Here is a 15,125-nt window from a genome sequence, read left to right on the forward strand (position 1 = left end):
AGGAATTGCGCCAACGGATTAAACATGAGTTAGCTCAAATGTCTTCCGAGTTAATCTCCTGTTTGACCTGTTATGATTTTATCCTTGAAGCTCTGTTCCATGAAGCTTTATTCTATGCATCTTCATAGAGAATTGGTATTATCGATCCGACGGAGATAATTGTCTTTTATTGTGTTTACACTTAGCTGGTGAAATGCTTATCATATATGCATTTTCGCAGTTTTTTAACCCTTTTCTTATCTCTTTGTGAGAAATCCGGGCTATGAGCAGTGCTACGTCTCTACATTCATTTTTCACTCTTATGTCTAATACGCTGGGTTTAAAATCCCATTTCAATGGTAAAGCTGCGAATTTTTCCTGTATCTCCTTCAGATTTATCTGCAACTTCTAAAGTCCAGGTTCCTTGGGGACTTTTACCTTTAAAGGCAGCAAGTTGAGGGGTATTTACCTCGTCATAAGTTGTTTTAATATTATCTGTAGCTCCGCCCTGGCGATCGTGCAGATTTATGGGAAGTATGCCTGTTTGCACTGGGGGAAGAAGAGTAACTATAAGATCCCCAATATAAGTATGCTCGATATCTACATTAACTTTGATGGATTTTAGGAGGGTGGTATTAGCGATCGCCACCGATAATGTTGATGTTTGCAAATCGTTAATTGGCACATCTTGCACTGCTTGGAATCTGCTGATGGGTGATGTTTGCGGTGGCTTGGCCAATTCTACAGCTTTGAGAGCATTGATTCGACCGTAACCGTAAAAGGGGCTGCGACCATTGGCATCATATTTACCTCCAGCTGAATCGATGCGATCGCAGGAGCGTTTTATAATGTCTCGCACTTCATCCCAACGCAGATTTGGGTTTCTGGCAAGAATCAAGGCTGCTACACCTGCTGCACCTGGACAGGAACTAGAAGTTCCGCCAAATTCGTTTGTATAGTTGCCTAAAGCCTCACCCAGATTTCGATTACCCGAATTATAACCAAGTACACCAGAGCGATCGGTTGTCCAAATTCCAGTGGTTTGAGAAATATCACCATTGTTGCTGGGGAAGGCACACCAAACCGCTTGACCGAAGTCACTGTAAGCGCTTCTCGTGCCGTAATCGTTACAAGCTGCCACTGCAATTATCTTTTGGTAGCTGGCGTAGCCGTCATTATCAACGCTTTCGTTACCATTGCCAGCTGCAAATAAAATTACACAGCCCTTGCCATTGCGCCCTTTATTGATTGCAAAATCTATAGCAAGTCGTGTGGAATCAGGCAAAGGTACTTTTTGCTTGTGTGCGGGATCGTCTGGCTCAAACCAAGTACCGTCTGCGGGGCCCCAGCTACAAGAAATAACATCAGCACCATTTTGAGCCGCCCAAACAAAAGCATCTGCTTCATCCTGCGATCCCAGCGCCGAAGCTAAACGAATCGGCATCAGTTTTGCCCCCGGTGCTACACCAGATGCCCCAAAATTGCCGTTTGCACAAGCTACTCCTGCACAAGATGTACCGTGGTTATTATCATTTCCTGGTCTGGGATTGTTCGTTTTACGCGTGACATCACGTGGGGCAACAATCTTGCCAGAAGAACGGAACTCTTCATGATCGAAATCCACACCATCGTCGATAATTGCAATAGTTGTGCCAGTGCCATTGCTCAACTTCCAAGCGGCTTCAACGTTGGCATGGGCGTTAATTGTCTTACCATTAATTGTTGTTTGCTTTAAATGCCATTGTTGCGGGAAAATCTGACGTTGGCGTGACTCGCGCGCTAGTTCGGGATGGCACAGTTCAACTGATTCCTCATTTAGAAGTCTTTCGGCGATGTCAAAGACGGCTATACCAGTATTGGTAGGGGCACTGACAAAGTAAGCATTTCGTGCATATTCAAGTTGGCGTTTAATTGTTAAGTTGTAACGTCTTAAAACCTCTTGGCAGACCCTTAACTCTTCTTCGCTATCAAGTTTAACAAAAAGGTTTTCAGTATAAACTACAGGTTGTTGGGATACTGGATCGATTAAGACGCGTCCGGCAAATTGGACTTCAGATTCATTGTTGAGAATTTCACGGGCGCGATCGCGCAAAGCGACACCCTGATTCGGAACTTTCGCTTGCAAAATTTCTACACCGGCTTGCCGAAACCGGGTTTTTAACTCAAATTGATTGAGGATGCTACGAGCTGTAGGTGATACAGGTGCGACTTCAAAGGATCTTGCACCGACAATCGTGCTGCGGCTTTCGGTACGCACTACAACGTGTTCGTTACTGATAGCAAATTCATACTGTTGGCCATTCTGTCCACCATAGCGAACCTGAACCATTGTTTAGTCTCCTAAATGTTTTAAAAATTGGCAATTGGGTATTGGGAAACCGTATTATGCCTTACTTTTTAAGCTTGCTATACCCATCGTAGGCTTACATTTACTTGATGGATGCTTCTGATTTCATGTGTTATGTGTGTATTACGATACAGAATTTAATCTATCTAATACCAATTCTTTATAAAGCTGCGCTAAATAAAGAATTGGTATAACTTCTCGTGAAGCATAAAAAGCCGAAATACTCAAATCCACCAAGCTTATTTATATAAAATTCAAACTGTCATCACAAATCTTCAGGTGTTAAACCTGTGACTTTAGCAATTCTTGCTAACATCCGAGGCCCAATCTCTTGACCATCATGAAAAGCAAACACAAAATCAGCCCAATCAGGGCGTGTCAGAATTTTATGCGAACCTGATTGGCGTTTAATCGCCCAACCAATACGCAGCAAAGCAGCTAGGACACGCTTTGCCTTTGTGCTAGACCACTCACTCATACTGCGGCAAATGAAACGCTGACTAGCTTTGGAGTTACTTCTCCATGTTCCAACTTATCTGCTAAGACACGCAGAGCTAATGCTTGAACTCTAGCAACTGCTTCTTCTCGTGTCTGCCCATAAGCCAGTACACCAGGAAAATTAATCACTTCTGCTAGAAAGCGTTCATCCTCTTCTTGTTCAATCTCTATCGTGAAGTTCATAAGTCTTTTTTGTTGATTGTTTATTTTCAGAAAACATACCGAACCGCATTATCTGCTTTTGGATTGGAGATTTTTCTGGTTGTAAAAAAGTTAAAATAACACGGCTTTCTGACACATTAGATGGTAATTCTGAAAGTTGTATATTACCGTTTTTATACACTTCTTCAATCGATTGCAACATTAGTATTTATCAAATTTGTACTCATATAAATTATAAAGTGAATACTAAAAATAGGCTTATTTGTTAAAATATCAAATTTTTGGGCTGTACTGGCGCTAGCTGCTGTGCGTTTGGATTAAAGCAGAAATTTATCTCTGTAACTGAGACTTTAGGTAGTGATCGCCAACTTTCATATACACACTATATCCATTATGTCAAGCAAGCCTGCGCTTTTATTAATCAGTAAATAGGCTAACTTGAACCAAAACCCATGTGCAATCAAGGAATTATCAACAACCCTGATGAAATCTACCGAAAAGATGGAATAACATTTGTGTGTGCTTCAACAAATTGTGTATAAGAATTGAAAATCAAGATATGGCAACATCTAATATCCTCAAAGAACCACAGCTTTTGCCGCTGGGTAAATTGTTTAGTGGACTGCGTGGCGATTTGACGGGAGGACTAACAGCAGCAGTGGTGGCATTGCCTTTGGCTTTAGCCTTTGCGGTGGCCAGTGGTGTGGAACCGAAGGCGGGACTTTACACCGCGATTGTGGCGGGAATTGTCGCCGCATTTTTTGGTGGTTCCTCAGTACAGATTACAGGGCCAACAGGTGCAATGGCTGTAGTTTTGGTGGGAATTGTCGCCAAGTACGGCCTTGAGAAAGTTTGGATTGCTGGGGTGATGGCTGGGATTATCCAGATTGCCTTGGGGGTTGCCAAACTTGGACAGTTAGTAAAGTTTATTCCTTATCCGGTGACGGCAGGTTTTACTAATGGTATTGCCGTGATTATTTTTTGTGGTCAGTTAAATAATTTCTTTGGTTTAAAATTACCGCGTAGCGAACATTTTTTACCGGGACTTTGGCAAAGTCTAACTCATGTAGAAGCTCTTAATTGGGCAGCAGTTGCTTTAGCTGTTGTGGTGATTGCCACCAATCTTTTGTGGCCGAGGATCAATACAACAATACCAGGTTCTTTAGTGGGATTGGTGTTAGCAACTGCGATCGCTTCTTCCTTGCATCTAAATGTACCAACAATTGGCACGATTCCTCAATCTTTACCGATGCCTCAAGGTATTCCCCACTGGAATGATTTTAGTGTGATTCGAGAACTAATTAACCCGGCTTTGGCTTTAGCTGCACTGGGGAGTATTGAATCGTTGCTATCGGCGGTAGTAGCTGATGGGATGACAGTCAGCGAGAAACATAATAGCGATCGCGAATTAATTGGTCAAGGTTTGGCTAATATGATTGTGCCATTTTTTGGTGGTATTCCTGCCACAGGTGCGATCGCTCGAACTGCTGTGAATGTCCGTTCTGGCGGCAAAACCCGACTATCTGGCGTAATTCACGGTGTTGTCTTAGCCATAATTGTTTTAACTTTAGCACCCTTAGCAGCACAGATTCCTTTAGCAGCACTGGCTGGGATTTTGATGGTGGTTAGCCTGCGGATGGTTGAGTGGGAAGCCATTGGTTTATTGATGCGTGCTACCTACTCCGACTTTGCTGTAATGATTCTCACTTGGCTAGTGACAATCTTGTTTGACTTAGTTCTCGCTGTCGAAGTGGGATTGATTGCAGCCGGAGCCTTGTTCATTAAACGTATGAGCGAATTGAGCCTAGCCAAAATACCTGAAACAGAAGTATTTCCCCCCGGTACTCCTTTGGAATTAGGTAAAGAAATTGCCGTTTATCGGGTAGATGGCCCCGTATTTTTTGGTGCTGCTGAACGGTTTGCTACCTTCCTCCGCGATGAACCGGAAGTAAAGTATTTAATTCTCCGGTTGCGGTTTGTGCCAAATATGGACACAACTGGATTAGTAGCCTTAGAGGATATTTATCATGACTTGGAACGGCACAATTGCCGCTTAATTCTCACAGGTTTACAACCTGAAGTCCAACAACTACTAAAACGTACAGGATTGTTAAATACAATTGGGTTGTCAAATTGTTTTGAAACAACCACAGAGGCGATTTGCTCTATCTCTCCTCAGATTGCATGTTCTCAACCTGTAGCAGCTGATTTGAAAACAAAAGAATTGCTGGAATTAATTGACTGAAAATATTTTGACATTAAGAGAATGTTTGAAAAGTCACAAAATATCCTAGAAAGCCCTCTCGAAACCTCTTTACTTCTGAGAAAAGGCTTTGATGTTACCAAAAAAACTTTTTAAACATCCTCTTTATTTCTCCTCTTTCTGCGTTCTCTGCGTCTCTGTACTAACCGGCGGCAAGCCCCTTTGCATCTACATTAGACCTCTTGCAGAAGTAACTTTTGCAAGAGGCGGGAAAAGGGGAAAGGTTTTTTATTCCTTTTCCCTTTCCCCCTTACCCGAATGGCACTAAGAAAAGTCGAAAGTCTTGTTTAACCTCGTTCCCAGTCTGAAGACTGGGAACGAGTTCCAAGAGGCTCTGCCTCTGGTCAAGAAAGAAGAGGCGGAGCCTCGCAAAATGGGTTCCCAGCCTGGAGGCTGGGAACGAGGCAACACAAGACTTTGGATTTATCTTAGTGCTATTCCCCCCTTACTCTTTTCCCTACAAATGCCAAGAAGTCTATTTATTACGAATTACGAATTAATTAAAGCCTGTATTCATTGCTGAATCAGGCTTTTGATATTTTTTATTCAACTTGTATGGAGAACTTCAGTTTAATCACTGAATAGCAAATCCTTCCGGTCTGATTGCATCTTCCAAATCAACGCCTATTAGGTTCGCTCCCTGGATGTTTGCATTTGTCAGATTTGTATCTTCCAAGTCTGCGTTTTGTAGGTTAGCGGTTTGCAGGTTTGCTCCCAGTAGGTTGGCTTTCTCTAAGTCTGCATCAAATAGGTTTGCTCCCACTAGGTTTGCTCCCCAAAGGTTTACCTTGCCTAAATCTGCTCCTTGAAAGTTAGCCCCTTGTAAGTTTGTTTGCTGTAAGTTAGCTCTTTCTAAGTCTGCATTTTGTAAGTTAGCACCTTCCAAGTTTGCTGCTTGCAGGTTTGCATCCTTTAACATTGCCCCAGCGAGGTTACAGCCGACACATTCATTAGTTTGTAATAAATGTCTAAGGTTATCTGCTACTGACACTATTGGCGATACAACTGGTGATATTACTGGTGGTGTTACAGGCTCTATTGGTAATTGAAGCGGAGATATTACTGGTGGTGTTACAGGCTCTATTGGTGATTCAACTGGAGCTAGTTCAGATTCCGTAGGTATGGATGGTGTTAGTGTTTGCGCTCTAGCGCTGGGCTGGATAAGTAGAGTAAATCCCGCTAAAACTACCAGAAACACTGCTTTTACGAGCCACTGAGTTAATTTTTTAGAGTTGGATTGATTCATTAGTTCCTTCACGATCTGATTCCTATTGGTGGACTTGCTTTTATAAGAGCCATCGATAATGTGCTTTATTTTCACTTTAGATAAGTTGATTGATAAGAGCAAATATTATTGTTATTCATATTGATAAATTCAAGTGATTAATAAATCTTTTTGGATGGGAACCGATCGCTGATTTGCTTACATCATCAAAAATTGCGATCGCGTGGAGCGTCCACTCAAGGGGGAGCAATCGCTTCATACCTAATTCCCAAGCATTGCCAGACTAGGTAAAAGACGATATGTTTCACTTTTAATTAAGATAGACAGTCCCAAGTAAATTAAGATAAAGGGGAAGATTTTGCGACCGTAACGAGTTAAAACGGGAGTCATCAGAGGATTACGAGTCAAGTTGTAAGAGAGTAAACACCACATCCCAATACTGCAATAGCAAACACATAGAATTACGCCCAAACTTGGAAGATTGCTACTGGCAAACAACGGTACATAAATTCCAATGTTGTTTCCTCCATTGGCAATGGTGACAGCAGAAACACGGTAAGTTTGAGGATCGCGGATGGTTGCTAATAGTGATTTCTTCTGGCGTCCAGATTTTACCGGAGAGGTTAAGTCAACTGATACCGCTTGCACTGTCTCTTCTTGTTCTTCTCGACTGATGAGATGACTGATACCAATGGCAATGGGAAGTAAACCTAGTAAACCAATCCAGCTGCTAGGAATAATTAAACCGCCGAAGAAACCAGGGAGACTAGCACATACTAAGGTAGTAAATCCCAGAAATTCACCGAGAACAATATGCTTAGGACGAAAGCTACGATTGACTTTCCCAAAAAAAGCCGTCAAATATAAGTTGTCGTCAAAGGTAGTTGCAAAAGCGACAGAGATTCCAATCAATAATGTACTAATTAGCCAAGCCATAATTGTTGCTCACAGTAATTCAATGCTGTTTGTGTTAATCGTTCTCTGCTTCTCGATCTGAGGGCAGATAAGGAGATTTTGTGACTGTTTTTCTAACGACAACCGAGCGATATTCGTTATTTATCAGCCAATGACCCAATTTTTAGAGGCGTTGCCTCCAATCAAATTGGTGATTTTTTTCTCAGCAAGGTACCTTGGGAGCTCATGAAGTCTATATTATGGCTTTCAGCCAAATAAGAGCAAATACTCTTGTTTTTTAAAATGATAAATAAAAGTGATTGACAAAATTACTAGATGTTTTGGGCTTTGTACCCATTGACACTCGTGAGGGAAAAATGGAAAGAAAAAACCTTTAACCTTTTCCCGAAACTAAATTCTGAGTTCAAAATGCACAAAACCAGTAGTATTGAATACTGAGCTATTGTTTGAGAAACTTCTATGCAATCGTTCTTATTGAAGAGAACCCTTGTCAGATGATAAAGGCTCGGATATCCTTGACGGCTAGCATTCAACATCGGTAATATGACTAATCGCCCTCTGACTTCAGTTTTGAGATGTTCAGTAATGTTGAATTTTAAATTGTAATTATGCTAACCAGTGTTGACCGTTTATTATTTGTCCGGCGAGTCCCGATTTTTAAGGAATTGCGGGATGATTTTATTGTGCGGCTCACTTCAGTGATGAACGAATTGTCATTCCCAGCTAATTACACGATCTTTCGACAGGGAGAAGAAGGGCGATCGCTCTATATTGTCGTCTCCGGTCGAGTTAAAGTTCACATTGGGAATAAACAGTTGGCAGAGGTGGAACAGGGAAAATATTTTGGTGAGATGGCAGTATTCGATACTCAACCTCGATCTGCGACTGCCACGACTTTGGAACCTTGTGAATTTTTAGAACTGACGCAAGAGCAACTATATGATGCGATCGAAGAAACTCCCGAAATTGCGGTGAATATCATTCGTGAGTTATCCCGTTTGATTCGCAGATTGAACGACGATATGAATGTAAGCTCTTTGCGGAGTTAATAGGCAAATGTAGAGATGTAGCACTGCTACGTCTCTACAAGGCTTCTGAATGATCTAAAATGTGGTTCAAAATAAATGAAAACTGCTGTAAGTTTGATTATTAAACTCAGCACTGATCACTGCTTATTATTTAGGTTCACCCACACCCGGAGTTTCTTCTTTATCAACTTTAGGCACAAAATCAGGACGTTCTTTGCTTTCCCAACCTGCGGGGCGTTTCGAGTTGTACCAAGCTATTGAGCCAATGGTGACAGCAGCAACAAAACCAACGACATACACCAAGGTAAAAGCAACAGGAAAATGAGGAGCAGCATCTATAGCTGGTGCTGCTGTTTGCATAAATAATAAATTCATGAGTATATTCTCCACAGTCAGGTAACACTATTGAACACCCTATAAGATGAGCGTATCACCTAACATCCCTCTGTAGTTTAGTTTGAGCAACTTCATATTGCATAAAAAAGGGCAGAGGAGAGGAGGAAGTCGCTGACATATATAGGTTTGTTGCACCTGTCAGCCTGCCCCACTGCCTATTTTTCAGCATTTATATCTTTGCCATGCAGACTCGACTATTTCAGCAATGATTTCTGTATATGTCATACCACCTAAACGTCCGATCATTGGTAAGTCTGAGCGGATATGATGTAGCCCTGGCAATGGGTTAACCTCCATAAACTGCAACACACCACTAGGATCGCAGCGTAGATCCACACGGGCAGCATCACGGCAACCAAGAGTATGGTAAGCATCCAGCGCTAGTTGCCTTGCCTGTGCTGCTAGTGCTTCGGGATCTATGAGCAAACGATAAGATACCCGTTCCAAATACTCATCTTTATTGAGGGTGGTGTAGGCAAAAGCTTCCACTTGACCTGTAAAAATTACTTCCATCACACCTACTACCCGTGAGTTGCTACCGTTGCCAATAATGCCTACTGTTACTTCTCTACCAGGAAGAAAGGTTTCCACGAGTATTGGTTGCCCAAAAAGTTCGTGTAACACTTGATAAGTATTGACTAGCTCCTCGCGTTCTTTGACAAGAGAACGCCCAGTTACCCCTTTAGAACTGCCTTCCGCCATAGGCTTAAGGAAAAGTGGCATTGGCAACGACACAGCTGCTGCCTCTGCGGTAGTATTCGCGACCTCAAAGGGAGCTGTCGGCAAACCGCGATCGCGCACTACTCTCTTAGTTAGTGCCTTGTCTAACGTCAGGGCGCAGGTAAGCGGATCGGAAAAGGTATAAGCTTGAGCGAATAATTCGCAGATTGCCGGGACTTGAGCTTCACGAGAACGACCTTTTAAACCCTCAGCAATATTGAAAACCAGATCCCAGCGATCGCCTTTTGCCAAACGTACAGCAAGTTCTCTACCATTACCGACACGTTCAACTTGATGACCTAACTGCAATAGTGCAGTTTCTAGCCCGATGATGGTTTCTTCATCATCGAACTCCATCACCTCAGAGGCATTGAAACCAGCCTGAAGGTAATCTGCCTTCAGGTCATAACACAGACCAATGAATAACCCCATAGCCCGATAATTCCCAGTGAGAAAGCTTTCTCTGTTAGCTTTAACGTACAAATCAAATATCTTAATTAAAGAATTTCGATTAATAAATCCTTAATTAAGTGAAAATATCTCATCAACAACATCAAACCATATAGGAGATTTATCATCAGGAGAACCGTTGTAGTTAGCAGTAATTTCTTCTCCCACTTCTATATCTCGGTAGGCAATCAGATCCAACTCTCGGTCAGCGAATTTTTTCACATAATAAGCATTGGGATTGTAGGAATGGTTGATCAAGGAAGATAAACCTAGAGCGATCGCCGCAGCTTTATTTTCCCAATCATAGTAATAGTTGCCCAAAATTGTTTGATCTAGGAATTCAACCTGTTCTGCGGGTATAACAACAACTGGCACTCTCTCAATGAGTTCTCCTTTGAAAAAGTGCTTCTGTGCGAAGACACCTCGACCTTTTAGGTTTGTATTACCAACAATCAACATTCCAACTAATCTCCTGCAATTACTTAGTTTTTTGGTTTGCCAAGAACTCAATAGAACCTATTCCAACTAGACCCTTTTTGATGATGGCAAGCAACTTATATATAGGGTTAAACCTACTTTACTGGATCTACATAGGTGTACGTCTTACCTGCCCAATTTTGCACTGTAGCAGTACCATTCTCATAAGCAACTAAAGTTTCGGCTTGAATTGGCACTTTGCCACCGCCACCAGGGGCATCAATTACATAGGTTGGGACAGCGTAGCCAGTAGTATGACCGCGTAATTGAGAAATTAAATCAAGCCCAGTTTGCACGCTCGTTCGCAGATGTGCAGTCCCAACAACAGGGTCGCATTGATAAAGATAATAAGGTCGCACACGCAGCTTCAGAAGACCGTGAAACAGATTCTTCAGGGCTTTTTCAGAATCATTCACACCTTTTAACAGCACGGTTTGACTGCCTAGAGGAATGCCGCCATCAGCGAGGCGATCGCAAGCTTGTGCCACTTCTGGGGTAAGTTCCTGCACATGACAAAAGTGCAAAGATAGCCACACACGATGTTTACGTAGCAAGGCAACCAGTTCAGGTGTAATTCGCTGCGGTAAAAAACTCGGCACCCGGGAACCAATGCGGATAAATTCAATATGCTTAATGGCACGCAGCCGCCTCAGCAAATTGTCTAAAGGTTCATCAGCCATCAATAGAGGATCGCCACCGGAAATTAGTACATCACGGATCTCGGTGTGTTCCTCCAGGTAAGCGGCGATCGCATCCAACCGCCGCGTTACTGGGTACATCTCACCTTGGCTCACCAAACGAGAGCGGGTGCAGTAACGACAATAAGCAGCGCAGCTGTCTAGGGCAAGCAGCAACACTCGGTCAGGATAGCGGTGTACGAGTCCTGGTACTGGAGTGTCGCCATCCTCACCGCATGGATCTACCATGTCTGCTGGACTAACTATTAGTTCTTCTTGCCGTGGGATCACTTGTAACCGTAGCGGACAAAGGGGATCTTCTGGATCGAGTAGTGATGCAAAATATGGAGTTACAGCTACAGCAAACTTCTCTGGTGCAATTAAAAGTCCCTGTTCTTCGGTAGCACTAAGCCTGAATAACTTCTGAAAGTGTTCCAGCTTAGTCAACCGATGCCGCATTTGCCAGCGCCAATCGTTCCAGTGTTCCTGGTTGTAAGTCTCTCCCAAAATCTGACAAATTTCTTCACACCGAATATCAGTTACTAGAGGATCTAAAGTAATGTTTTTGATCATGATTAAATCGAAATTAAGCTGAGAATAATAAACCAATCACAGCCTAACAGAGTGCGGCGCAAATCCAGCTACCATCTCAATTAAGCAAGCAGACAAGTAAGGGCAATTCATGAATTGCCCCTACCCAAGTCCCTTGTTAAAGGTAAGCAAATTTATCTCACAGTGTATTAGTATGTTTACTTAGATTTTTAGGTAAAATAAAAGAATTTATTTTATTCAAAACAAGTATTTTTCTATACTAACTATACTTATACTGCGAGCGTAGCGATCGCTCAATCTACAACTTGTGTAGATAATCCAGCCAGCTACGTTACATTTGATTACGTTAGGCGATCGCGATTGTGCCAAGAAGACAACTAGATTGAAGAAGAATTCAGAAGCGAAGCCAAAGACGCTCCGCTCCTGACTCCTGAATTCTGTTCGATAAATGATATACTCGAAATTTTAAACTGTATTGAAGTCTAGAATTGAAGCAACTGGTTAACTTTTATATTTAGTCATTCGGTATTTGCTTGAGTAAAGCTATCCACATATCAGATGGAGCGGAGTAATAATCAATTTCTTCAACTTGATATTGATAAGATTCACAACCTTCTCGTAAAATAATGCGATCGCAAGCTTTAACGCTTTTCCCTACTCCAGTCATGTAGCCGATTGTTCCTTCATTGAGGCGCTCAAATATGTAGTCGCCTCCACAAACTTGTTGTCTGTAATCATGAATTTTATTCTTTTGTTTTAATTCTGTTGCTGGCGAGATCACCAAAGCTAATTTATTTAACAAACTAAAACTTAAGTTCATACCTGTTATGATTGAAGAGAAGGCACTTAAAAACATTTAAAAAATAGAACTTATAATTTATTTAAAAGCCATTCTTTTAAATTTACAGTACTATTAAACGCAGATTCAACTGTAAAATCACCTAACTGTTGGACAAGATTTGGTGAGATATAAGTTTTTTGCTTAACTATCTAGTATTAATTAATAAGCTTTTTATGTCTTGAAAATGTCATATATGTATATATTTTAATAATTAATATAATTTAGTCACTACTTGTCGTAGCTAGAGCTACATCTATCTGCTTCAGTAGTACTTCTAGGGTAGAAGAGTTATCTAAAACGACATCTGCATGAGCCACTTTTTCTTCGATGGATAATTGGCTGTTAATCCTGGCACGTGCCTGTTCTCTGTTTAAATGGTTTCGTTGTATCAATCTTTGTAGTTGTTGCTCTTGAGAACACCGCACTACCCAGATTTCTGTTACCAAATCAGTCATTCCAGCTTCAAATAATAGAGGCACTACTAACACCAGTATTTGTGACGAAGACTGAGTAATGGCTTTGAGGAAGCGATCGCGCACAGTAGGATGAATCAAATCCTCTATCCAGTTGCGTTCATCTTGACGATTAAAGATAATTTCGCTTAGCTTTTGGCGGTTGAGGCTGCCATCTGGTAGTAAAATTTGTTCGCCATAACGTTGAGCGATCGCACCCAAAATAGGCGAACCTAAAGATACTGCCTCTCTAGCATAAATATCTGCATCCAAAATCGGCAGGTTATAAGTGCTAGCCAAATAATTGGTGACAGTGGTTTTGCCTGTGGCGATACCACCAGTTAAGCCGATTATGCGTTTTGTCATTTGTCATTGGTCATTTGTCATTTGTCATTTGTCAATAATTCTTCTTCCCCTGCTCCCCTGCTCCCCTGCTCCAACTCATTACTCATTACTCCCCTGCTCCCCTGCTCCCTCATCTAAGAATTTGTCGCCCATGCGATCAGTGCTTGGGTTAAACCATCTAAAGTGTATTCTTCGGCTTCTACATCCACGCGTCCGAATAAATCATGGCAAGTTTTAGAGGTTTGGGGGCCGATAGAGGCAATACAAACTCCCTCTAATAATTGGCTAGCATCATTGTTGGCAAATATACTATTAGTAAGTTGACAGAAAAATTGTACAGTTTTAGAACTGGCAAAGGTGATTGCATCTACCTTGCGGTTTTGGAGAGCTAACTTTGCCGCAGGTGGAATACTACTAGGACAACAAGATTGATATGCCGCAACTTCTATCACCTTTGCTCCCTTGAGAATTAATTCCTTAACTAAAACTTCTCTGCCGCCGCTTTCAACTCTGGGAAATAACACCTTTTTACCATCTAATTGATCTGGGAAATTTTCCACTAAAGAATCGGCAATAAAGTTGGGGGGAATAAAATCTGCTTGCAGAGAGCGTTGTTTGAGACTTTGGGCTGTTTTCTCACCAACGACGGCAATTTTAATGCCAGCTAAGGCACGGCTATCTTTACCTTGGGTAGTTAGCCTTTCAAAAAAGTAGTCTATGCCATTGGTAGAAGTAAGAATTAACCAGTCGAAGTCAGATAAATGAGCGATCGCATGATCCAAAGCTTCCCAACTGGAGGGGGGGCCGATTTCTAAGGTAGGCATTTCGATGACTGTTGCACCTGATGCAATGAGGCGATCGCTAAATTGACTCGATTGCCCAATTGAGCGTGTTACCAAGATCATTTTACCAGTAAGGGGAGATAAGGGGAAATTGCTTGACATAGCAGGGGGGCTAAAAGTTTTGCCTGTAGTAGAAACCTGACAATCTATTTTCTCAGGTTGTAAGTACTTGCGTAGCCCAACAACTTCGCCAATCACAATTACCGCCGGAGAAAGAGATAATCCGGCGGTTTGTTCTAGAATATTGCCCAGTTGCGCCGTCCAAATTTGTTGTTCGGGAGTTCCTGCCCAACGGATGATGGCAATGGGTGTTATGTGTGATCGCCCATGCCGCATCAGTCGATCTACAATCTCTCGTAGATGTCGCCCTCCCATCAAAATTACCAATGTCTCTAAGCGTGACAGTGCTTCCCAGTCTAAAACCTCTGGTTCGTGAGCTGTAAGCACTGCAAAAGTGCGGCTTAACACCGGATCTGTTAGGGGAATTCCTGCTAATAAGGGTGCTGCAAGGGCTGAGGAAATTCCTGGTACTAATTCAAAATCACAATCGGATGCTTTCAAGGCTTCAATTTCGGAAATGCAACGCCCAAAAATTAAAGGATCGCCTGATTTGAGCCGTATAACTTGTTTTCCTTGCAGACAGTGTTTTACTAGTAACTTGTTAATCTGGGCTTGGCTTGTACTGGGTTTGCCACCGCGTTTCCCGACATCCAATTTCAGACAATCATTTGGTACGCACTGCAATAATTGAGCATCTACTAAAGCATCGTAGACTAGCACTTGAGCAGCAGCTAAGAGTTTGTAAGCTTTTACTGTTAGGTATGCCGCATCTCCAGGCCCAGCACCTACGAGGTAGACTTTGCCTCTATCATTTGTCATTTGTCATTTGTCATTTGTCATTTGTTAATAGTTCTTCTTCCCTGCTTCTTTCCTAGTCCCCAATCCCCAGTCCCCAG

16 protein-coding genes are annotated in these 15,125 nt (G+C 42.1%); 2 read left to right on the forward strand and 14 right to left on the reverse strand.

The genetic code is table 11. The features are described from left to right. Positions 1-319: 319 nt before the first annotated feature. The 4 genes from RMY32_RS08500 to RMY32_RS08515 form a co-directional block, all read right to left on the reverse strand. On the reverse strand, positions 320-2,308 hold the full coding sequence (locus RMY32_RS08500; protein WP_322713366.1) for a S8 family serine peptidase: 1,989 nt from the start codon (positions 2,306-2,308) through the stop codon (positions 320-322). A gap of 283 nt (positions 2,309-2,591) precedes the next feature. Beyond that, positions 2,592-2,804, reverse strand: a complete 213-nt coding sequence (locus RMY32_RS08505) for a type II toxin-antitoxin system HicA family toxin (protein WP_322713367.1) — start codon at positions 2,802-2,804, stop codon at positions 2,592-2,594. Next, entirely contained in the window at positions 2,801-3,007 is a 207-nt protein-coding gene (locus tag RMY32_RS08510; protein ID WP_322713368.1) for a type II toxin-antitoxin system HicB family antitoxin, read from the reverse strand. Before RMY32_RS08510 ends, RMY32_RS08505 begins: the two co-directional genes overlap by 4 nt. Then, entirely contained in the window at positions 2,985-3,188 is a 204-nt protein-coding gene (locus RMY32_RS08515; RefSeq protein ID WP_322713369.1) for a hypothetical protein, read from the reverse strand. The genes RMY32_RS08510 and RMY32_RS08515 overlap by 23 nt, the downstream gene beginning before the upstream one ends. 357 nt (positions 3,189-3,545) lie before the next feature. Between RMY32_RS08515 and RMY32_RS08520 the strand changes: the two genes are divergently transcribed. Next, entirely contained in the window at positions 3,546-5,231 is a 1,686-nt protein-coding gene (locus RMY32_RS08520; protein WP_322713370.1) for a SulP family inorganic anion transporter, read from the forward strand. A 592-nt stretch (positions 5,232-5,823) separates the two neighbouring features. On the opposite strand, the gene RMY32_RS08525 is transcribed toward RMY32_RS08520, so the two are convergent. The 3 genes from RMY32_RS08525 to RMY32_RS08535 form a co-directional block, all read right to left on the reverse strand. Beyond that, positions 5,824-6,495, reverse strand: a complete 672-nt coding sequence (locus RMY32_RS08525; RefSeq protein ID WP_322713407.1) for a pentapeptide repeat-containing protein — start codon at positions 6,493-6,495, stop codon at positions 5,824-5,826. Between the two features lie 115 nt (positions 6,496-6,610). Next, positions 6,611-6,733 (reverse strand): hypothetical protein, encoded by a 123-nt coding sequence (locus tag RMY32_RS08530; protein WP_322713371.1) that lies wholly within the window; start codon positions 6,731-6,733, stop codon positions 6,611-6,613. Positions 6,734-6,735: 2 nt separating this feature from the next. Further along, positions 6,736-7,410 (reverse strand): cadmium resistance transporter, encoded by a 675-nt coding sequence (locus tag RMY32_RS08535; RefSeq protein ID WP_322713372.1) that lies wholly within the window; start codon positions 7,408-7,410, stop codon positions 6,736-6,738. Between the two features lie 587 nt (positions 7,411-7,997). Here RMY32_RS08535 and RMY32_RS08540 point away from each other — a divergent pair. Continuing rightward, positions 7,998-8,438 (forward strand): cyclic nucleotide-binding domain-containing protein, encoded by a 441-nt coding sequence (locus RMY32_RS08540; protein ID WP_322696418.1) that lies wholly within the window; start codon positions 7,998-8,000, stop codon positions 8,436-8,438. 126 nt (positions 8,439-8,564) lie between these two features. Here the strand turns inward: RMY32_RS08540 and psb35 are convergent, their stop codons facing one another. The 7 genes from psb35 to cobA all read right to left on the reverse strand — a co-directional run bounded on the left by psb35 (position 8,565) and on the right by cobA (position 15,048). Further along, positions 8,565-8,792 (reverse strand): photosystem II assembly protein Psb35, encoded by a 228-nt coding sequence (gene psb35, locus RMY32_RS08545; protein WP_322674798.1) that lies wholly within the window; start codon positions 8,790-8,792, stop codon positions 8,565-8,567. A gap of 183 nt (positions 8,793-8,975) precedes the next feature. Further along, the gene (locus RMY32_RS08550) at positions 8,976-9,965 is read right to left on the reverse strand and encodes a D-alanine--D-alanine ligase (RefSeq protein ID WP_322713373.1); all 990 of its coding nucleotides are present in this window, start codon (positions 9,963-9,965) and stop codon (positions 8,976-8,978) included. 90 nt (positions 9,966-10,055) lie between these two features. Further along, a complete protein-coding gene (locus RMY32_RS08555) occupies positions 10,056-10,442 on the reverse strand; it encodes an SET domain-containing protein (protein WP_322713374.1) in 387 nt (128 codons plus the stop codon). A 113-nt stretch (positions 10,443-10,555) separates the two neighbouring features. Then, complete coding sequence (locus RMY32_RS08560) at positions 10,556-11,710, reverse strand: KamA family radical SAM protein (RefSeq protein ID WP_322713375.1); 1,155 nt, start codon at positions 11,708-11,710, stop codon at positions 10,556-10,558. 493 nt (positions 11,711-12,203) lie between these two features. Further along, entirely contained in the window at positions 12,204-12,509 is a 306-nt protein-coding gene (locus tag RMY32_RS08565) for a hypothetical protein (RefSeq protein ID WP_322713376.1), read from the reverse strand. Between the two features lie 242 nt (positions 12,510-12,751). Beyond that, on the reverse strand, positions 12,752-13,348 hold the full coding sequence (gene coaE, locus RMY32_RS08570) for a dephospho-CoA kinase (protein WP_322713377.1): 597 nt from the start codon (positions 13,346-13,348) through the stop codon (positions 12,752-12,754). Positions 13,349-13,461: 113 nt separating this feature from the next. Then, positions 13,462-15,048, reverse strand: a complete 1,587-nt coding sequence (cobA, locus tag RMY32_RS08575) for a uroporphyrinogen-III C-methyltransferase (RefSeq protein WP_322713378.1) — start codon at positions 15,046-15,048, stop codon at positions 13,462-13,464. Positions 15,049-15,125: the final 77 nt, after the last annotated feature.

This window comes from Nostoc sp. ChiSLP03a, assembly GCF_034531215.2.
Taxonomy (GTDB): domain Bacteria; phylum Cyanobacteriota; class Cyanobacteriia; order Cyanobacteriales; family Nostocaceae; genus Nostoc.